The organism is Bacillus sp. 3a, from assembly GCF_017161885.1.
Lineage (GTDB): Bacteria > Bacillota > Bacilli > Bacillales > Bacillaceae > Bacillus > Bacillus safensis.
Window position 1 is genome coordinate 1,065,780 of sequence record NZ_CP067376.1, and the last position, 20,184, is coordinate 1,085,963.

The 20,184-nt window shown below is 42.7% G+C and carries 19 protein-coding genes and 1 tRNA gene; 15 read left to right on the plus strand and 5 right to left on the minus strand.

Going from position 1 to position 20,184, the window contains the following annotated elements:
• Positions 1-10 precede the first annotated feature (10 nt).
• Both JJ692_RS05180 and JJ692_RS05185 read left to right on the plus strand, forming a co-directional pair.
• A complete protein-coding gene (locus JJ692_RS05180) occupies positions 11-268 on the plus strand; it encodes an HPr family phosphocarrier protein (protein WP_024423549.1) in 258 nt (85 codons plus the stop codon).
• A gap of 38 nt (positions 269-306) precedes the next feature.
• On the plus strand, positions 307-1,050 hold the full coding sequence (locus tag JJ692_RS05185; protein ID WP_151039866.1) for an arylamine N-acetyltransferase family protein: 744 nt from the start codon (positions 307-309) through the stop codon (positions 1,048-1,050).
• A gap of 53 nt (positions 1,051-1,103) precedes the next feature.
• On the opposite strand, the gene JJ692_RS05190 is transcribed toward JJ692_RS05185, so the two are convergent.
• Both JJ692_RS05190 and JJ692_RS05195 read right to left on the minus strand, forming a co-directional pair.
• The gene (locus tag JJ692_RS05190; RefSeq protein ID WP_151039867.1) at positions 1,104-1,583 is read right to left on the minus strand and encodes a ribonuclease; all 480 of its coding nucleotides are present in this window, start codon (positions 1,581-1,583) and stop codon (positions 1,104-1,106) included.
• Positions 1,584-1,760: 177 nt separating this feature from the next.
• Positions 1,761-2,738, minus strand: a complete 978-nt coding sequence (locus JJ692_RS05195) for a 2-hydroxyacid dehydrogenase (protein WP_206534297.1) — start codon at positions 2,736-2,738, stop codon at positions 1,761-1,763.
• Between the two features lie 553 nt (positions 2,739-3,291).
• On the opposite strand from JJ692_RS05195, the gene JJ692_RS05200 reads away from it, so the two are divergent.
• Together JJ692_RS05200 and JJ692_RS05205 are read left to right on the plus strand one after the other, a co-directional pair.
• On the plus strand, positions 3,292-3,873 hold the full coding sequence (locus tag JJ692_RS05200) for a beta-class carbonic anhydrase (RefSeq protein WP_024423545.1): 582 nt from the start codon (positions 3,292-3,294) through the stop codon (positions 3,871-3,873).
• A gap of 37 nt (positions 3,874-3,910) precedes the next feature.
• On the plus strand, positions 3,911-5,533 hold the full coding sequence (locus tag JJ692_RS05205) for a SulP family inorganic anion transporter (RefSeq protein WP_024423544.1): 1,623 nt from the start codon (positions 3,911-3,913) through the stop codon (positions 5,531-5,533).
• 26 nt (positions 5,534-5,559) lie between these two features.
• Here JJ692_RS05205 and JJ692_RS05210 read toward each other — a convergent pair whose 3' ends face one another.
• Positions 5,560-5,901, minus strand: coding sequence for a MazG nucleotide pyrophosphohydrolase domain-containing protein (locus JJ692_RS05210; protein ID WP_024427682.1), 342 nt, complete (start codon positions 5,899-5,901; stop codon positions 5,560-5,562).
• Between the two features lie 137 nt (positions 5,902-6,038).
• On the opposite strand from JJ692_RS05210, the gene JJ692_RS05215 reads away from it, so the two are divergent.
• On the plus strand, positions 6,039-6,617 hold the full coding sequence (locus tag JJ692_RS05215) for an LOG family protein (RefSeq protein WP_206534298.1): 579 nt from the start codon (positions 6,039-6,041) through the stop codon (positions 6,615-6,617).
• Between the two features lie 60 nt (positions 6,618-6,677).
• Here JJ692_RS05215 and clpP read toward each other — a convergent pair whose 3' ends face one another.
• On the minus strand, positions 6,678-7,274 hold the full coding sequence (gene clpP, locus JJ692_RS05220; protein WP_024427684.1) for an ATP-dependent Clp endopeptidase proteolytic subunit ClpP: 597 nt from the start codon (positions 7,272-7,274) through the stop codon (positions 6,678-6,680).
• 253 nt (positions 7,275-7,527) lie between these two features.
• On the opposite strand from clpP, the gene JJ692_RS05225 reads away from it, so the two are divergent.
• The 8 genes from JJ692_RS05225 (at position 7,528) to abc-f (ending at position 16,406) form a co-directional block, all read left to right on the plus strand.
• Positions 7,528-7,603: transfer RNA gene (locus JJ692_RS05225), tRNA-Arg, on the plus strand.
• 597 nt (positions 7,604-8,200) lie between these two features.
• Positions 8,201-9,370: a macrolide family glycosyltransferase gene (locus JJ692_RS05230; RefSeq protein WP_024423541.1), complete on the plus strand. Its 1,170-nt coding sequence runs from the start codon at positions 8,201-8,203 to the stop codon at positions 9,368-9,370.
• A 120-nt stretch (positions 9,371-9,490) separates the two neighbouring features.
• Positions 9,491-11,131: a nickel ABC transporter substrate-binding protein gene (nikA, locus tag JJ692_RS05235; RefSeq protein ID WP_206534299.1), complete on the plus strand. Its 1,641-nt coding sequence runs from the start codon at positions 9,491-9,493 to the stop codon at positions 11,129-11,131.
• Positions 11,132-11,146: 15 nt separating this feature from the next.
• Positions 11,147-12,076, plus strand: a complete 930-nt coding sequence (gene opp1B, locus JJ692_RS05240) for a nickel/cobalt ABC transporter permease (RefSeq protein WP_024423539.1) — start codon at positions 11,147-11,149, stop codon at positions 12,074-12,076.
• A gap of 5 nt (positions 12,077-12,081) precedes the next feature.
• Entirely contained in the window at positions 12,082-12,969 is an 888-nt protein-coding gene (opp1C, locus tag JJ692_RS05245) for a nickel/cobalt ABC transporter permease (RefSeq protein WP_024423538.1), read from the plus strand.
• Positions 12,932-13,750, plus strand: a complete 819-nt coding sequence (locus JJ692_RS05250) for an ABC transporter ATP-binding protein (protein ID WP_024423537.1) — start codon at positions 12,932-12,934, stop codon at positions 13,748-13,750. The genes opp1C and JJ692_RS05250 overlap by 38 nt, the downstream gene beginning before the upstream one ends.
• A complete protein-coding gene (locus JJ692_RS05255; protein ID WP_024423536.1) occupies positions 13,744-14,514 on the plus strand; it encodes an ABC transporter ATP-binding protein in 771 nt (256 codons plus the stop codon). The genes JJ692_RS05250 and JJ692_RS05255 overlap by 7 nt, the downstream gene beginning before the upstream one ends.
• Before the next feature lie 332 nt (positions 14,515-14,846).
• On the plus strand, positions 14,847-16,406 hold the full coding sequence (abc-f, locus tag JJ692_RS05260; RefSeq protein ID WP_024423535.1) for a ribosomal protection-like ABC-F family protein: 1,560 nt from the start codon (positions 14,847-14,849) through the stop codon (positions 16,404-16,406).
• 14 nt (positions 16,407-16,420) lie between these two features.
• Here the strand turns inward: abc-f and JJ692_RS05265 are convergent, their stop codons facing one another.
• Positions 16,421-17,830, minus strand: coding sequence for a polysaccharide deacetylase family protein (locus JJ692_RS05265; protein ID WP_024423534.1), 1,410 nt, complete (start codon positions 17,828-17,830; stop codon positions 16,421-16,423).
• Positions 17,831-18,152: 322 nt separating this feature from the next.
• Here JJ692_RS05265 and JJ692_RS05270 point away from each other — a divergent pair, with 322 nt between their 5' ends.
• Positions 18,153-19,181, plus strand: a complete 1,029-nt coding sequence (locus tag JJ692_RS05270) for a FecCD family ABC transporter permease (protein WP_081372098.1) — start codon at positions 18,153-18,155, stop codon at positions 19,179-19,181.
• Positions 19,178-20,179 (plus strand): FecCD family ABC transporter permease, encoded by a 1,002-nt coding sequence (locus JJ692_RS05275; RefSeq protein ID WP_044333952.1) that lies wholly within the window; start codon positions 19,178-19,180, stop codon positions 20,177-20,179. Before JJ692_RS05270 ends, JJ692_RS05275 begins: the two co-directional genes overlap by 4 nt.
• The last annotated feature ends 5 nt before the right edge of the window (positions 20,180-20,184 follow it).

Consider the following 20,184-nt stretch of genomic DNA (forward strand, 5'->3'; position numbering starts at 1 on the left):
GGCAGATCATATGGTGGAAAAAACGGTCACCATCCAGCTGAAAACAGGCTTGCAGGCACGTCCAGCTGCTTTGTTCGTACAAGAAGCCAATCGCTTTGGTGCTGATATTTTTCTAGAGAAAGATGGGAAAAAAGTCAATGCGAAAAGCATTATGGGTCTCATGAGTCTTGCGATCAGCTCTGGGGTTACTGTCACACTGATTGCAGATGGTGCGGATGAACAAGAAGCCATTGAGGCGTTAACAGATTTTATCAATCAAGAAAACTGAGTCTCTTCAAAGGCTCAGTTTTTTTAGGAGGGAATGTCATGATTCAATCAGCTTTTTTACAGAAGATCGGATATGAAGGCCAGTCCATCACCTTTAAAGACTTGCCTGTACTATTAAAAAAAATGGCCTATACCTTTCCATTCGAAAATAGATCTGTTTTGAACAAACAATCCTACGCTTTGAATCAAGAAGGGTTGAAGCAGCATCTTCTTGAAGAAAACAGAGGAGGTCTTTGTTACGATCTCAATCCTCTCTTATACTATGTATTAAAAGAGGCAGGGCTCTCTGTACAGCTTCTTCAAGGCACAGTGTATAACAAAGAAGCGGATACGTGGGCAATTGATGGTACGCACGTAGCCATCATGTTGAAGCATCACAACGAACGCTTCCTCATTGATGCGGGATTTGGTGTGAATTTACCTCTCCAGCCTGTGCCTTTTACAGGAGATTGGGTGGAAGGACCGTCAATGCGGTTTCGCGTCAAAGCTGAGGAAACCGAAAAAGGGACACATCTGCTCCAATTTGATAAGGGAGATGGCGCTGAAACAGGCTATGCTTTCACATTGAACGAGGTGGACGAGGCTGTATTGGCCCAAATGAGACACGAGATTTATGAAAATGAATCCTCTCCATTTAACAAAAGACCGCTTGCCTCAAAGCTCACGCCAACAGGACGTGTGATCGTTACTGAGGATCATGTCACCACACATGAACACGAAGAAGTGTCGAAAAAGCCGCTTTCAATTCCTTTTGAGGATTACGTGAAAAACCTGATACCGTAAATCACCATACGAAAAGACAGCCCTAGATCAAATAGGGCTGTCTTTTTTATTGATTATCGAATACGTGTGAAAGTCGCGTAATGGTCTGTTGTTTTGTAAATGAGCCAGTCGCTTGAATACACAAGACGGTCAGCATTGCGGAAGCCTGAAACGTAGTTTATGTCTGCCTCACGCCATGTTCGGCCGCTTGCTGAAGGAAGACGTCCCTCCCGGTTTGAGAAAATATCTCCACCAATGCTTTTACCTGGCGCCACCTCTGCTAGATTTCCCTTAGATGCCACCCATCCAAGAGCAATTGCTTGTGATTTCGTAATGTAGTTATCAGGCAGTCGTTTGTAGCGAATTAAATAATCTGCTACACCATCAAACGTATTAATGACGGCAAGGGTACGTACATCTGGCGAGAGCTGAGTTTCAGTTGTGGCTGTTGGTGTAAGAGGTGTTTCTGCATGAGCTTGCTGCGGGATAAATCCAGAAAACAGAATAGCAGCGATCAGAGCGAACATAGTAAAAATCGAACTCAATCTTTTCATCTTCATCCTCCTATTAAGGAAATCGGATGCCGTCCTCTTGATGCTTGTCTACCTCATATTATAGCACCCGAACATGAAGGAAATGTAAAGAATCAGGATCTTTGCTAAAATGAGGCTTTTCTCCTGATGTCTCCTAAAGAAATAAATAAAAAGACGCAGTTTCTGCGTCTTTGCTGTTCAAGATGAAGCAAGCTCCTTCACAACATCAACAGGCGCCTTCCCATCTATTCCATGAATCACATTATGAATGGCTCTTTTCAGCATGAGATCCCTTGTTGTTTCAGTAGCGGAACCGATGTGAGGGGCTAGGGTGACATTGTTCATCTCTTTGAAAGGATGATCCTCTTGAAGCGGTTCCTGCTCATACACATCAAGACCAGCGCCTTTGATCCATCCCTCCTGAAGTGCTTGAATGAGGCTTTGTTCATCCACTGTTTTCCCGCGGGAAATGTTTACAAATAAAGCCGTTTGCTTCATTAACTTCAATTCTCGTTCCCCAATCATATGATATGTTTCCTCGGTCAGCGGTGTAATCAACACGATGATATCAGCTTGTTTTAAAAGATCATCAAGTGCACAATAGACAGCGCCATACGCCGATTCAGCCTTTTCATTCCGGCTTCGGTTATGATAAAGAACGTTCATATCAAAACCATGTGCTGCCCGTTTGGCCACTTGTTCTCCGATACGTCCCATACCAATAATACCGAGCGTTTGGTGATGGACGTCGATGCCAAAGATCTCTTCTTCCTGTACGAATTTTGTCCATTTTCCTTCACGGATAAAACGGTCAAGCTCGGCGATTCTTCGCGCAGAGGAGAGAATGAGCGAAAAGGCAAGGTCAGCCACGGTATGATCGAGCGTATAAGGAGTATGCGTACCAATCACGCCTCTTTGCCTCATCGCTTCTATATCAAAATTGTCATAGCCGACAGAGTTATTGCTCACCACCTTGAGTTTTGGTGCGTGATCTAACAGCTCTTGATCGATTTTTGTTCCAGACGTTAAAAGACCATCAGCGTGCTGCAGCTTCTCAAACAACATGTCTCTTGGAATAGGGTCTTTGGATTGCCAAACCTCGTATGTACAATATTCCTTTAGCATTTCCTCAAAAGAGGCAGGCAAGGGTTTGGCGACAAAAATGTGTGGTGTCACAGTCAATTCGCTCCTTTCACATGGTCATCTTACTCTTTTTATTATAAAGCAACGATTTCGGCAGAACACGTTTGAATGTTAGCAGCTCAATATTTAATATACTGAAATAACGGTAAAGAAAGACATTTTCTTAGTGAAAAAGTAGATTCTTATGCCATCTTATGCATTTTTTATCTATATAAAAATAAGCTGATAGTAGATTAGACATGTGAAATTGCAAAAATTTACGAGAGATTATCTGACAAACTGGAAAATAGATCGAGACTTTTTGATAGAAAATTTATTATATTTGAAATGTATTAAACGGGATGATCATTTTCTACTAAACCATTTTATTGTCTTTTGATGTGATGAGAACAATAGATTGAAAGCAAACCCGCGAAGCCATTGGGATGCAACGTAAAATAGAGAAAATGATGATATTTCTTCTCATCGTTTTCTCATTTTTTTCTTTTTTTTCTATCATTTTTCTTCTCTATTCTTGAGAACACAAGAAAGAAAAGGAGGACAGGCACGAGCTTACGTTACTTAAAAAAAGATGGGAGATGGCAAAATGGAGTCAAAATTAGAACAGATTCTTCAGCACAATTCAGAGTTTGTGAATGAGAGACATTATGAGCCTTACAAAGCGGGAAAATTTCCTGAGAAAAAACTGGTTATTTTAACGTGCATGGATACCCGTCTTTTGGAATTATTGCCGCAATCTATGGGTCTGCGCAACGGGGATGCAAAAATCATTAAGAATGCAGGCGCCATCGTGACACATCCGTTCGGCAGTGTGATGCGGAGTATCCTGCTAGCTATCTATGAACTAAAGGCAGAGGAAGTATGCATTGTAGGGCATCATGAATGCGGAATGGCAGGTCTTGCGGCGGACCCTTTACTTGAAAAGGCGAAAGCACGCGGAATCGAAGAGAAATGCTTAAGCATTGTGAAAAACTCAGGAGTTGATTTAAAGGGCTGGCTGACAGGCTTTGATTCAGTTGAAGAAAGCGTGGCCCAAAGTGTGAAATTAGTGAAAGAGCATCCACTGATGCCAAGTGATGTGGCAGTTCATGGACTGGTGATTCACCCAGCGACAGGAAAGCTGGATGTCGTAGTGAAAGACAAACAAATTGACCCACAGTATACCTAAATCATCTACACATACTTGAAGGAGGCCAACACATACCATGCGTTTTTATGGAAGATTTGAAGGGTACAATTCATCAAAGTTTAGACGCGATTTAATCGCTGGGCTTGTCGTGGGCGTTGTGGCAATTCCTTTAGGCATGGCATTTGCCATTGCATCTGGTGTCGGACCAGAATATGGATTATACACAGTCATCGTTGCCGGCATTTTGATTTCATTGTTTGGTGGTTCAAAGTATCAGATCGGCGGGCCGACCGGGGCGTTTGTTCCAATTTTATTCGGAATTGTCAGCCAGTACGGTATTGAAAACTTGCTCATTGCCGGTTTTATGGCAGGCTGTATGCTTGTATTATTCGGAATATTCAAACTAGGAAAGCTCATGAAATTTATTCCTCGTCCGGTTATCATCGGTTTTACTGCTGGCATTGCTGTCATTATTTTTTCAGGACAGATTGCCAACTTCCTCGGATTAAAGGGTGTTGAAAAACATGAAAGCTTTTTCCTCAATATGAGAGAAATCGTGGTGCATCTTGGTACCACAAACAGTCTGGCCATTATCACAGCCGTCATCGGGCTCATCGTGATTTTGGCGGCACAAAAATACATTCCCAAAATACCTGGTGCTCTATTAGGTTTATTGGCTTCTACGTTTCTAGCTGTTCTCTTTTTTCAAGGACAAGTTGAAACGATTGGCTCTGCATATGGTGAAATCCCTCGTCAGCTGCCAACCTTCGCTTTTCCTGAATTGACGATTGAAAAAATGATATACCTCCTGCCTCCAGCAATTGTCATTGCGCTTTTAGGCGGCGTGGAATCGATTTTGTCCGCAATGGTCGCTGATAATATGAAAGGCTCTAAGCATGACAGCAATAAAGAGCTTGTGGGGCAAGGAATTGCCAATATGGCGGCACCGCTTTTCGGAGGAATTCCAGCGACGGGAGCTATTGCCCGAACGGCAACGAACATAAAAAATGGCGGGGCAAGTCCGATTTCTGGTGTGGTGCATGGCGTTGTCGTCTTGCTGATCTTAATGGTATTTGCGCCGTATGCGTCGATGATTCCACTTGCTGCAATGGCACCGATTTTAATGTTTGTTGCTTGGAATATGAGTGAGAGAAAAGAGTTTATCAATATTTTGAAAGTGAAAAATGCTGATTCGCTTGTACTGGTCGTGACCTTCCTGCTCACAGTGATCGGTGATCTGATTATTGGCGTCACTGCTGGTCTCATTTTAGCATTTATCGCCTTTATCAAAAAAATGAGCCAGACGACCAATATCCATACAAATGTCGCCGTTCCTCAAATGGAAACAGCAGCTGCTTTAGAAAAACAGACAGAGGAGAAAGGGATCAGTATGTATTCCATTGAAGGGCCGCTCTTTTTCGGAACAACAGATTCATTAGAAAATTCGATATTGGATCATGTTCAAACAAAACCGAAAACGCTCATTCTGCTTATGAATAAAGTCAATTATATGGACACATCGGCAGAAGCGGTTCTCATGAATATCTCCAATCGGTTAAAGCATCATAATGGAAAGCTGATGATCGTTGGACTTCAATCACAGCCTAAGGAGCTTTTGCATCGAACGGGACTATTCCATCATATCGGAAAACAGCATTTCTTTGAACGAACGGATGACATTTCACCACAGCATCTTTAAGGCGTAAAAAACACGTGACAGCTTGGTCACGTGTTTTTTACTGGCTCTTTTTCTCCAGAAAAACGCTTTGTGAGTTTTTGTTGATGAGCGCTGAAGATCTCTTCTACCGTGACATCATATTGATCCGCTAAAATGAGGAGATTTGCTAAGACATCTCCCATTTCTTCAATGAGTTCTTTCTTCAGCTCAGATGATTCCTGTCTCTGCTCATCAGGCCGGTCTCGTCCGATTTCTATTGCTCTAACAGCGCGAGCGAGTTCTCCCGTTTCTTCCATTAAGAAGCCTAACCGGATAAACGGTCCGTATTCTGTCCAATTTCTCGTTTGATAAAAATCCTTGATCCACTTCTCCATCTCAGTTGTTTGCATTCTCTCTATACAGCTCCTTATATGGTGTCCACTCTTTTGATTTTACACTATATATAGAAGAAACGGCTGTTTCTTTACAAATCATTATAGTAGAATGAGTGGGTGAAGAAATCATAGAGAGAGATGGGGCTGTTTTGATGAAAACGATTTGTGTGTTTGCTGGTTCGAATCCAGGTGTAAATGATGTCTATAAACAAAAGGCTGTAGAGCTGGGTGCTTATATGGCGAAGCAGGGCATTCGTCTTGTTTACGGCGGATCGCGTATTGGGTTAATGGGCGCGATTGCCGATGAGGTCATGAGACATGGCGGGCAAGTGATCGGGGTCATGCCTAAGGGGCTTTTTAGAGGAGAAGTCGTGCATCAAGAGCTGACAGAGCTAATTGAGGTAACAGGCATGCATGAACGAAAAGCAAAAATGAGCGAGCTGGCCGATGGGTTTATTGCGATGCCAGGCGGCTTTGGTACATATGAAGAATTATTTGAGGTGCTGTGCTGGGCACAAATCGGCATCCATCAAAAGCCGATTGGATTGTATCAAGTAAATGATTACTTCAATCCGCTCATAGACATGGTGAAATTCAGTGTACAGGAAGGTTTTTCGAATGAATCACACCTTCAATTGTTACATGCTTCGGGTGAACCGGAGAAATTAATCACGCAGATGGCTTCTTATCAAACACCGTCTCTTCAGCAGAAATGGACGGAGCTGTCTTAAAGTATATGTCAATCAAAAAAAACCGTCTGTTCAAGGAACAGACGGTTTGTGTTGTGATCATTATTTTTGGTCTTCTGTATTACGGGTCAAGACTTTGTCAATGAGTCCGTATTGAAGTGCTTCTTCCGCTGTTTTGAAGTTGTCACGATCTGTATCGCGCTCAATGACTTCAATTGGCTGACCAGTACGTTCAGCAAGTACTTGGTTCAGTTTATCGCGTAAAGAAAGGATTCGTTTTGCCGCAATTTCAATTTCTGTTGCTTGACCTTGGGCACCGCCGAGTGGTTGGTGAATCATGACTTCACTGTTTGGAAGAGCATAACGCTTACCTTTTTCACCAGCAGCAAGCAGGAACGCACCCATAGATGCAGCCATACCAATACAAATGGTTGATACCTTTGGTTTAATAAATTGCATCGTATCGTAAATGGCCATACCAGCTGTGATTGAACCGCCAGGGCTGTTAATGTAGATAGAAATATCTTTTTCTGGATCTTCAGCTTCTAAGAAAAGCAGCTGTGACACGATGGAGTTGGCAACATTGTCATCGATCGCAGAACCAAGCATGATAATACGGTCTTTTAAAAGACGAGAATAAATGTCGTAAGCTCTTTCCCCACGATTTGTTTGCTCAATGACTGTAGGTATTAAATTCATAATGTTCCTCCTTCACCTTTTAGGTAAGTATGTAATTCAATGATACATTTTTGGTCAATAAAGGTCAAACAAAACGCTGACCTAAATTCAAATACCCCTATCCATTTTCCCCAAAATCATTCCACTTCAAACCAGCATATTATTCTATGTATCCAAAAGAAGAAAATACATCATCAAGACGAATGATTAATCATTGCTTTCTTGCAGCATTTCCCTTATAATTTGATATGCTGACGTTCAAAAAACATATCGTGCGCTCGTAGCTCAGTTGGATAGAGCGGTGGTTTCCGGTACCACGTCTGCCGGGGGTTCGAATCCCTCCGAGCGCGTATCTGACCTTGCTTACGATGTTAAAGGTCTGTCATGAACCCCTCTTCATATGGAGAGGGGTTTTTGTGTTCATTCGGGTTTATCGTTCACTAGGGTGAGGGAAGTGAAAAAATGATCTGGTTGCAAGCCAGCAACATCTATCCGAATATAATAAAATAACCCCCATTCTTAACATAAGAGTGGGGTTATTGCTATAAAGGAGTTATCTGCCTTTCTGGCCTTTCCTGTAAATAGCCGCAGGTATAATTGTAAGGAGAACAATGATAAATCCAATCACGGATACAGTATTTTTTATTGTATTGTCATTCACAGTGAAGTTTGTCACGATCATTGCCGCTAGACAAAGAATGATAATTAAATAACTGTATTTCTCCAAGACTTTCACAAAATATCCCTCCAATATGAAGCTGAAAATAATATTATGACTAATTATACAAAAATATTGGATGTTTGCTCGTGAGAAGGCGTTATGTTCATGTCCCTCCATGAAATACTGGACGTAAGACTCATTTCTTCCCTTTTCAGGCGTATTTGTTGAGCCAGTTCGCTGTATATGATTAACATGGAAGGGAATTGACAATGAGGAGGAATTTCTTGTGGCGAAGATTTTATTGATTACGTTTCCAGCTGAAGGACATGTGAACCCTATGTTAGGAATGATTAAAGCATGGGCGGATCGAGGCGATGAAGTGCATGCGGTCACAACTGTACATTATGAGGAACGAATTAAACGCTTAGGTGCTCACGTACATATACATCCAGACTATATTCGGACATTACATGTGGAAGAAGGAGATTTAGATTCTATGCAGCCGTTCTTTCATGCCATGCTGCAAACATCATATGATATTTTAGAGGTGGTGGAAACACTTTCCGAGGAGCATTCATTTGATTTGGTTTACTTTGATATGTTTGGGGCAGGGGAGCTTGTGCGAGATTACTTACACATTCCGAGCATCGGGTCCAACCCATCTTTTGTGCTGCAAGAGGCGCATTTTGATACACCGCTATACAGAAAGGATGAGAAAGCCGATCATCTGTTAGAAAAAATACAAGAGCGTTTTGGCGTTCAGCCAACGCGTTTGATGCAATTTATGAAAAACCGTGGAGAACTGAATATCGTCTATACAAGTAAATATTTCCAGCCTTCTGTTGATTCATTAAACGATTCGTTTGTTTTCATTGGACCGAGCTTTTTAAAAAGAGCCGACCAGCATGAATTCCCGCTGGAAGCACTTGAGCAAGAAAAAGTCGTTTTTATTTCCATGGGCACCGTTCTTGGGGATACAGAAGCATTTTTTAATATGTGTATAGATGCTTTCGAAGACTTTGACGGAAAAGTGATTATCGCAACAGGTGAAAAAGTAAATCGTTCTCTCTTAAAAGAGGCGCCTGCTCATTTTCTGATTGAGCCTTATGTGCCGCAGCTTGAAGTGCTCGAACTGACAGATGTATTTGTAACGCACGGCGGGATGAATAGTGTCAATGAAGGGATTCATTACCACGTTCCGATGGTCGTCATTCCAGTCGATAAAGATCAGCCGATGGTGGCACAAAGACTGACCGAATTATCTGCTGCCTGTACACTTGATAAAGATCAGCTGACACCAAAGCAGCTAAGAGAAACTGTTGAGAAGGTTTTAGGCAGTGACACGTACCGTGCGGGGATTGAGAAAATTGAAGAAAGCTTCCAAGCAGCAGGTGGAACAGAAAAAGCATTAAAGGTGATCGACCAATTTATACAAGCGAAACAGACTCAATCATGAGTCTGTTTTTTTTATGAAAAGACGTTGTATTTCCCATTTCTGTATGCTAATATTCAATTCGTAATCATTTCGATTAATAATCGTAATGATTACGATAATGTTGAATTGGGGGAAGTACATATGAGTGATCAACCTGTTTACATAAAGAAGAAATATGAGAAAAGGCATCCCTACGTGACATACACCTTGATGCTGTTTTCAGTGATGGCTTGTTTTTTATTGGCCTCATGCTCTGAAAACAAAGCATCCTCCAGCAATGATAGAGAAGAAGATGAGCTCGTGTATGCAAGTACAAAAGATATCAGGGACATCAATCCTCATCTATACGGTGGAGAGATGGCTGCTCAAAATATGGTGTTTGAATCGCTTGTCGTCAATACAGAGAAGGGCGTTCAGCCTGCCTTAGCGAAAAGCTGGGACATATCAAAGGATGGAAGGACCTATACCTTTCATCTTCGAAAAGGTGTGACTTTTTCAGATGGTGAGCCTTTTAATGCAAAGGCAGTGAAATTGAATATTGATGCTGTCGTCAAAAATATTGAAAAGAACGCTTGGCTTAATCTCGTATCTGAAATCAAATCCACAAAGGCGCTAGATGACGATACATTTGTTCTCACGTTGAAAGAGCCTTATTATCCTACGTTAGAAGAGCTGGGCTTAACACGCCCCTTCCGTTTTATTTCTCCAAAAAGCTTCATTGATGGAACGACTGCAAAAGGAGTTAAAAGCTATGCAGGTACAGGTCCTTATGTGCTAAAGGAACATAAGAAAAATCAATATGCCGTTTTTGAAATGAATGATCACTATTGGGGGCAAAAGCCGAAAATTTCAACTGTGAAATGGAAAGTCATGCCGGATCACCAAACCATCTTACTTGCGCTTCAAAAAGGAGAGATTGATCTTTTATTTGGAGCAGATGGTGACATGATTGATGGAGACTCATTCCAGGCTTTAAAAGAAGCAGGGCAATATGGTGTCACCGTGAGCCCTCCTGTTGGTTCAAGATCGATTGTGATTAATTCAAACCAGCCAATCACAAAAGATCCGAAAATAAGAGAAGCTTTTCAATACGCCATTCAAAAGGACATGATCACTGAAGGCATTTTAAATGGAACGGAAAAGGTGGCACACACATTGCTTGCTCCTTCTGTCCCATACGCAGATATTCCACTGAAAAAGAAAACTTATCAAAAGAAGAAAGCAGAGGCAATATTGGATGAGGCAGGCTGGAGGATGAAAGAAGACGGGTATCGCTATCAAAATGGCAAACTGCTGAGTGTGGCTATTTACTATAATTCCGATAATGCAGGGGAAAGAACGATCAGTGAATCGATTCAACAAGATTTCAAGCAGGTGGGGATCAAGCTGGATATTAGAGGAGAAGAAAAACAGGCATTCTTAGATCGCCAAAAAACAGGAAAGTTCGATCTGATGTACTCGCTGTCTTGGGGGCTTCCTTATGATCCACAAACTTATGTCTCTTCATTCCGTGTAGCATCCCATGCTGATTATCAAGCTCAATTAGGACTGAAAAAGAAAAAGTGGCTGGACGAGACGATTACGGAAGTATTAGTAGAACCAGATGAGCAAAAGCGGAAACAAATGTATCAAGAAATATTGACGTATATCCATGATGAAAATGTTTACCTCCCAATCTCTTATTCTGTGACAAAGGCTGTTTATAATAAGCGCCTGAAAGGCGTAGGTTTTCATGTGTCTCAGTATGAAATCCCATTTGACCGTATGTATTTTGCGTCATAAAACGGAGGCAGAGACATGACTCGCTATCTCTTAAAACGAATACTGATGCTTTTTCCGCTTATGATCTTTATCACCTTCTTTGCTTTTGTACTGCTGACGATGCGGGCAAGTGATCCAGCAGAGGTCGCTTTGCGGGTGAATCAAGTCACTCCAACAGAAGAAATGATTGAATCGATGCGGCAGGAGTTAGGCTTAGACCAGCCATTTTTCATCCGCTATGCCACATGGCTTAAAAATGGATTAACAGGTGATTTTGGCAGGAGCTATGTCACTCAGGAGCCCGTTTTTGATCTTATCATGGAGGCGCTGCCTGCGACATTGCAGCTTGCAGGAGCAGCGCTCTTTTTTATCATAGTGCTCAGTTTATTGTTCGGGGTGATCTGTGCATATGCTGCTCACACTTGGGTGGATCGTTTATTGAGAGCCTTTGTGTTTATCGCCGCTTCAATGCCTAGTTTTTGGCTGGGGATTTTGTTGATTTGGCTTTTTTCTGTCAAATTCAATTGGGTTAATACGAGTGGAATGGAAGGGTTCAAATCGATTCTTCTTCCAGCTGTCACATTATCATTAGGCTACTTATCGACCTATGTGAGACTCATACGTAATCAAATTCTAAAATTTCAGCACGAGCCCTTTGTTTTTTATGCAAGAGCACGTGGTTTAAAGGAACGAACTGTTCAACTGAAAGTCATGAGGCATGCCCTGCAATTAGCGGTAACAGCACTTGGCATGTCTATTCCAAAGCTCATTGCGGGAACTGTCATTATTGAGAACCTTTTTGCTTGGCCAGGGGTTGGCCGGTTGTGTATAACTGCTATTTTCCATGCTGACTTCCCTATTATTCAAGCCTATTTGTTTGTGATGGGGTTCCTGTTTGTTATGTGCAATCTCATCGCTGATATGCTGCAAATGACCATGAATCCGCAATTGCGAAAGGAGGTATGACAACAATGATAGGGTGGCATCAATTAAGAAAAGACCGTATGGCGATTCTTTCAATCTGGCTGTTAGCGCTTGTCGCATTAGCTGGACTGTTTGCTCCAATGTTAGCACCACATGACCCAACAAATACGAACATTCTTCAAAAATATGCCGGTATCAGTCTTACTTACCCACTCGGAACGGATCATCTAGGGAGATGTGTATTATCGAGGCTTTTATATGGCATTCGGACAACAATGCTTGCAGCTATGCTGACGATGTGTATCACGATGCTCATTGGCAGCGCACTTGGACTCATGGCAGGCTTCTTTCGAGGAAAGGTGGATGGGGTTTTGATGAGGCTGTGTGATGTCATGCTGTCCTTTCCAGCAGAGGTGATGATTCTTGCGGTTGTGGGAATACTCGGACCTGGACTATTCAATATTATTTTGGCCAATGTCCTAGCGAAATGGGCCTGGTATACAAGAATGATTCGTTCGTCTGTCCTTCAATATGCGAATGAACCTTCTGTTCAATTTGCAAAGGTGACTGGCGGCAAACCCTTTTACATATTGAGGAGACATCTATTTCCTCGCATCTCAGGAGAAATTGCTGTTTTTGCGACACTTGATGCGGGCTGGGTGATCTTAAATATATCAGCACTGTCTTTTCTTGGATTAGGTGTGAGTGCACCTACACCAGAATGGGGCATGATGCTCAATGAGGCGAAGAATGTCATGGTGACACATCCAGCCCATATGCTTGCGCCTGGACTTGCCATCTTGTTTGTGGTCATGGCATTGAGCTTTTTAGGAGACAGCCTTCAGCATGCCGCGAATCCTGCCATGCATCATACCAGAAAGAAAGGGGTGAGGCCATTTGCCTTTAATCGACGTAAAAAATCTGTCCGTACATGATCCACAGCAGCAAAAGAATATAGTGACGAATATCACATTTTCTTTACATCAACAACGCTGTTTAGCCGTCATTGGAGAAAGTGGCAGTGGAAAATCAACTGTCGCCAAAGCGTTAATTGATCTTGTCGCCCCTTCGCTAGAAGTGGAAGGAACGATTATTTTTGACGGCAAAACATTAACAAATCAAGAAGCGCACCAATGGCGGGGGAAACGAATAGGTTTCATCTCACAGGATGTCATGAATGCATTCAATCCTATCGAAACGATAGGTCATCAAATGGTGGAAACATTTCAGCAGCATTTGGGCTTACGAGGGAAAGAAGGGAAAGCACATGCTATGGCTGGGCTTACACGTGTTCATTTAAAAAATCCATATGATTTGATGAAAAAATATCCGTATGAACTGTCTGGAGGAATGCTTCAGCGTGTGATGATTGGCATCACGATGATGCTTTCTCCAGACATGATCATTGCAGACGAGCCAACTGCATCGCTTGATGCCTTTAATCGGCGTGAAGTCATCAGACAATTACACAGTCTAAAGGAAGAAACGGGTGTTACCTTAATCGTCATAACGCATGATCTAGGCGTCGTTCAGGAAATCGCTGATGAATTGATGGTTATGCACCAAGGAGTAATGCTTGAGCATGGGTCAGCCAAGGAATTGTTCACATCACCCGAGCATCCCCAAACAAAGCAATTACTTGAGACGAGGCTTCGATTATCTGCCCCTGCTGAAGCACTGCGGCAGCAGAAGAGAGTGGAGGCGTTTCCATGTTGATCACAGCTTTCGATCTAGTCAAACACGGTGAGAAGAAAGGTCTTTTTTCAAAACAAAAGAAACCAAAAGACCGCATATCAAATGTTTCGTTTCAAATCGAAAAAGGACAATGTGCCGGATTAGTCGGTGAGAGCGGCAGTGGCAAAAGTACATTGGCACGTATCCTGCTCGGTTTAGAAAAAATAGATGGAGGCGAGGTACAAATTGATGGTATGACAGCTGACAAATGGCGGAGGGTGAATCGGGGGAAAATGAGTGTTGTCTTTCAAGATTATCTATCTTCTGTTCATCCCTCCTTTACGGTGAAAGAGATCATAGCAGAACCGATGCGTTTGTTAAAGCAGAATCAGAATATGGATCAGAAGGTTTTGTCATTACTTGAGCAAGTCAGACTGCCCTCGTCTGTGCTGAATCAATATGCTCATCAGCTAAGCGGCGGTCAGCTCCAGCGAGTGTGCATCGCACGAGCTATATCAACGCACCCAGCCATTCTTATACTAGATGAAGTCTTGAGTTCACTGGATGTCTCTGTTCAAGTACAAATATTGGATCTGCTTATGACATTAAAACAAGAGCTAGACATGACCATGCTTCTCATTACTCATGATGTAGAAGCAGCGGTGTATCTATGTGACCACCTTCTATTTTTACATGAAGGAAGCCTAGTGGAAGAATGCAAAAAGGACGAACTGTTTGAAGTGTCCCATCCATTTACACTCCAGTTAATCGACTCACTTATGCCATTTCAGCTTGACAAAAAATAACCAATCTTTTATCGTATACGTAACAAACGACGGAAGGGTGACCCAATGCAATGAAGTACTAATCCTATGACCTGTAAGCAAAATGAACGAACGAAGGCAGTGAGCAAACGATCAGTTTGCCATGTTTGCTGCGTTTTCATTTTTTAGCTTCGGAATAGGATGGTACAGCTTGGGAATCAAAGAATGAGATGATTGATACGTGGGATGTGTGCGTTCAAATAGGAACGGCACACCATACTGGATCAATCCGCTTATTTTTGTACACCATTTTGCCTCCTATTCTGAGAATGGGAGGCTTTTTCATGTCTCCTGATACGAAAGGAGAGGATTGGATGTTACTAAAAGCCAATCAGTTAAAGGTATTTCGAAAAGATCGCTTGTTATTTGATATTGAGGAGCTAGCCATCCATCAAGGTGATCGCATTGGTCTTGTAGGGACAAATGGCAGCGGAAAAACGACTTTATTGCATGTGCTGGCAGGACAGGAAACACCAGACAGCGGCACGGTTGCCGCCACAGCGGTCTGTACGCTGCTTCCTCAATTGAAACAAGGAGACGGCAGACAGAGTGGCGGTGAAATGACCCAAACTTATATTGAAAGAGCATTAAGCCGGCCGTCTGCCCTTTTATTAGCAGATGAACCGACCACTCATTTGGATACAGAGCATATTGAGTGGCTGGAAGATAAGCTGCGTCATTATCAAGGAGCTCTCATTGTTGTTTCACATGATCGTGCTTTTTTAGATGCAATATGTACGGAGATTTGGGAACTGGATCATGGGAAGCTTCATCATTACAAAGGCAATTACACACATTTTGCACAGCAAAAAGAGCTAGCACATCGTCAGCAGGTGGAAGCGTATGAAGCCTATACACAAAAGAAAAAACAGTTAGAGCATGCACTGGAAAAGAAAAAGAAAAAGGCGGACAAAGCGACAAAGCCCTCCCAAAAGGTGAAATCCTCAGGACCTAAAATTGCAAAGCCCTACTATGCAAATAAGCAAAAAAAGCTGCAAAAAACAGCCAAATCCATTGAAACAAGGATGGAGAAATTAGAAAAGGTTGAGAAGGTAAAGGACATTCAGCCCATTCACATGACTCAGCATACGATGAAGGAAACTGCAAGCCGTACCATTTTGAGAGTGGAAAATGTAGATGGCAAGGCGGGCGATAAAGTGCTTTGGAGGCAGGCGAATGTGGAAGTGAGGGGCGGAGACAAGGTTGCCATTATCGGAAAGAACGGGAGCGGAAAAACGACATTTCTCCGTATGTTAGTGAATGGACATCCCGGAGTTACTCGTTCAGAGGCTGTCAAGCTAGCCTATTTTCGTCAGGATCTTTCAGGATTGAAGGTAGATGAATCGATTTTACAAAATGCGCTGAAAGAGGCAGTTCAAGATGAAACAGTGGTTCGAACGGTTTTGGCGAGACTAGGATTTAGAGGGGATGATGTGCACAAGCCTGTTGAGGTATTAAGCGGGGGAGAACGGGTGAAGACGATGCTTGCGTCCTTGCTCGTCAGTGATGCCAATGTTCTCATGCTGGATGAACCGACGAATTTTTTAGATCTGGCGGCAGTTGAAGCACTTGAAGGTCTATTGAAGGATTACCCAGGTACCGTTGTGTTTGTTTCCCACGATCGCAGGCTGATTGAAGAGGTTGCCACTCGTATTTTCCATATTCATGAGGAACGTATTGAAGGATTTGACGGCACATATGAAGCCTATAAACAAAAGGAAGAAAAACCAGCTGTGACAAATAGAGAAGAGGAGCTTCTGTTAATTGATATGCAGCTGTCTGAAGTGCTCAGCCGTTTAAGTATTGAGCCGTCGCAAGAGCTTGAAGAGACATTTCAAGCATTATTGAAACAAAAAAAGTCTTTGGAGTCATAAAAGAAAACCCCTGTTTACTCTACAGGGGTTTTAGATTGTCGTTCTTTTTTTAATTGTTCAAGTTCACTCACTGTGACGAGCTGGTAGCCTTGTTTGGTGAGTTCATGAATGATCTTTACGGCTGCTTGGGCTGAGCTTTCATAAATATCGTGCATTAACACTGTTCTGCCATCGGCTGCATGTGAGAGAACGCGGTTTGTGATTTGCTGGCTGTTGCGGATTTTCCAATCCTCTGGATCAACATCCCACAAAGTGACCTTCATCCCAATTGCATGATTGATATCTTGATTTGTACCGCCATATGGCGGTCTAAAGTGCGTAGGTGTATATCCGCTCGCTTTCTCAATCAGCTGCTGGGTGTCCTTCACTTGTTTCACCGCTTCATCTAAAGGCAGTCTTGTTAATAAAGGGTGATTGTAGGAATGGTTTCCGATCTCATTCCCGCCTTTTAAAATATCGGCAAGCATTCCAGGGTAATATTGCACCCTGCTGCCTAATACGAAAAAGGTAGCATGTCCTTTATTTGCCTTCAGCGCATCTAAAATTTTTGAGGTTGTCGCTGGATTCGGTCCATCATCAAATGTGAGTGCGATGGCTTTTTTATTCGGATCAAGCTTTGATTTTTGCGGCAGCTTGACGGCTTTTCTTTTTGGATTCGGTTCTTTCATTTCATTTTTATTTTTCAGTTTATCCATATATTCTGGCTTTAATATGTCCTTCAGCAATGTCTTTTTGATCGCGAGTGTTTGCGGACCAAGATCCTCTGCGGCTACTTGAGATGCAGGGAAATAAAATTCTACATATTTGTCTTTCAAGGCAAATTGACTGAAGTTTTGAGCATCAGGGGCTGTTCCTTTCTGAAGGAGAGGCTGATCCTTAGATAAGGTTTTGTCCTTCCGAAGCTCTGTATATGTAATATAGGATAATTTCTTTAAATAATTGGTTTTAGACAGAAATAGATCTTTTGTGTCAAGAAAGGTTTTTTTCTGAAAATCAAAGTTAATCGTGAGATGATTGGTGGTTCCATTTTGCTGGCCAGTATACGTATAGGTCGTAAAACGAATGGCAGCAGACTGCTTTGCATAGTGCACCATTTCATAATCAATATTCAGTTCATAGCGTTTATGTTCATCGATATCCTTTGCTTCACTGAATGTTTTTTTGAAATGCTCTAATGCCGAATTGGCATAGCTTTGAATCTTATCATCTAGCTCTTTTTGATGAAAAAGAGGATAGTTGACTGCATATCTCATAAATTTCCCGTCATTTACGAGAGTGACAATTTCTACGTTTTTATAGTTCGTATCCTGCTTTACATTTTTCTTCTCTGTACCGCTTGCTTGTTGATTTTGAAAGAAAGCAACTGCTCCAATGACGACTGCAAGCGCAAATAGGACGATACTCCATTTTCCCTTTACTGACACAACTTTCAAATCTCCTCTCATGACGGGTCATTCTTTATTAGTTTGACATCTGTTTGTAATATTTTTATAACATTTGACTTACTTTTGTAATTTTAGGGGATATTCATGCGAAATGTCAACTATTTTCCTATTAAACTATGAGAAAAAATGATAGGCCGTTCTGAGCGGCAAAAAGAAATCTCCTTTCTCTGCTCCGCACATACCTTCATTAATTAAAAAATAGGGTGTACATTGATTTTTTAGAGGCTGGCGGCTATAATTTTGTTGATTATGATTCTCATTTTCAAACTGACTTTTAATGAAGAAAAGGATGACACCGATTTTGCAGGATAAGCGAAAACCTCAACAAAAACGATCATCACATATTCTGTTCTTTTTGATATTTTTTCTCGCCGTCATTGGTTTAGCGGCTGCCATGTTTTTTGCTGTGTCATACGGTGCAAAAACATTGTCTCTGCAAACGGTTTGGACAGCTGTATTTGACTACCAGTCAAATGTTACAGAGCAGCAGATCATCCATGAATTAAGACTCCCTCGTGTTTTAGGGGCAGCTCTAGTGGGAGCGGCGTTTGCCGTAGCGGGTGCTCTTATGCAGGGCATCACAAGAAATCCACTGGCAGATGCGGGGATTTTGGGCATTAATGGAGGTGCGATGTTTGTGGTCGCTCTCTGTTTTGCTTTTTTTCCAGGAATACCTTATTCAGCACTGATGTTTTTTTCCTTTATTGGTGCTGTGCTCAGTACGCTGCTGATCTTTGCGATTGGTGCGGCTGGCGGCGTATTGACACCGCTGCGCCTCACTGTGGCAGGAGCGGTTGTAGCCGCATTGCTTCATGCGCTCAGCTCTGGGATCGCGATTTATTTTGACCTGAGTCAGGATTTGGCTTTTTGGTATGCAGGCGGGGTAGCTGGTGTGAAATGGCCGCAGCTGACGATTCTCGCTCCGGTTATTCTAATTGTGATCGTATGGGCAATGCTATTAGGTCGGTCACTTTCCTTACTATCGCTCGGTGAAGATACAGCGGCAAATTTAGGGGTGAAAACACGGCAAGTGCGAATACTAGGAATGACTGCTGCTGTGTTATTAGCAGGAGTTTCTGTTTCAGCAGTCGGATCGATTGGGTTTGTCGGTCTTGTCATCCCTCATATTGCACGAAAGCTTGTTGGTGTAGACTATCGTTTCGTCATTCCGATGTCAGCGATACTAGGCGCAATGCTGCTTGTCTTTGCAGACCTTGCCAGCCGTACAGTCAATCCGCCAAGAGAACTTGCCATTGGCGTGATGGTGGCACTTGTTGGTGTTCCTTTCTTCTTATACATTGCCAGAAAAGAAGGGAGGAACCTGTCATGAGAGAGAAACAGCGTGCTCTTGTCGTGACACTCGTTTTGCTTTGCCTGAGTGCGGCTGTGGTGCTGTATAGTTTAAATACCGGTACGCTGAAACTAAGCCCTGTCATGGTCATCAAGACGTTATTTGGCTTTGGAGATTTCCAAAGTGAAACGGTGCTGTTTGACTATCGTCTGCCTCGAATTGTGGTGACGATGTTAGCTGGTATTGGTCTTGGCATTGCTGGCGGCATTTTGCAGAGCTTATCCCGTAACCCGCTGGCCGATCCTGGGATTATTGGATTGAATGCAGGGGCAGCCTTTGGCTTAATTGTGTTTGTGACATATTTTCACGCACTTGAAGGCAATCCGTCTCTTCTTATTCCGCTCTTTACGTTTGGCGGCGGACTGCTTGCGGCAGCTGTCATCGTGCTTCTTGCATATGACCGGCATGAAGGGCTTGTTCCTATCCGGCTGATCTTAGTTGGCATTGCGGTTGCTGCGGGATTTAGTGCACTCACCTTATATTTGTCATTGAAGCTGGATGAAGATACATACACGTTTGCTTCAAGGTGGCTTGTGGGCAATGTATGGGGGAGAGACTGGATTCATGTGCTGGCGCTTCTGCCTTGGATTGTATGCCTTGTGCCGCTTACGCTGATGCAGACAAACACGCTCAATGCATTGACATTAGGAGATGCTGTCGCCTCAAGTGTAGGTGTACGTGTCCAGCGTAAACGTCTTCTCCTCTTGACCTTAGCGGTAGGCCTCGCGAGTGCAAGTGTTTCAATGACAGGTGGTATTGGCTTTATTGGCCTCGTCGCCCCGCATTTGGCTAGGAGGCTTGTCGGTTCACTGCATCAGTATTTCTTACCAGTTAGTGCGCTGCTTGGCTTGTTGATTTTGGTCAGTGCCGATACAATCGGACGTTCCATCTTTGCTCCAAATGCCATACCGGCGGGTGTGGTCGTGGCCTTTATCGGTGCCCCGTATTTTCTCTATTTATTAACTAAAACGAAATAAATATG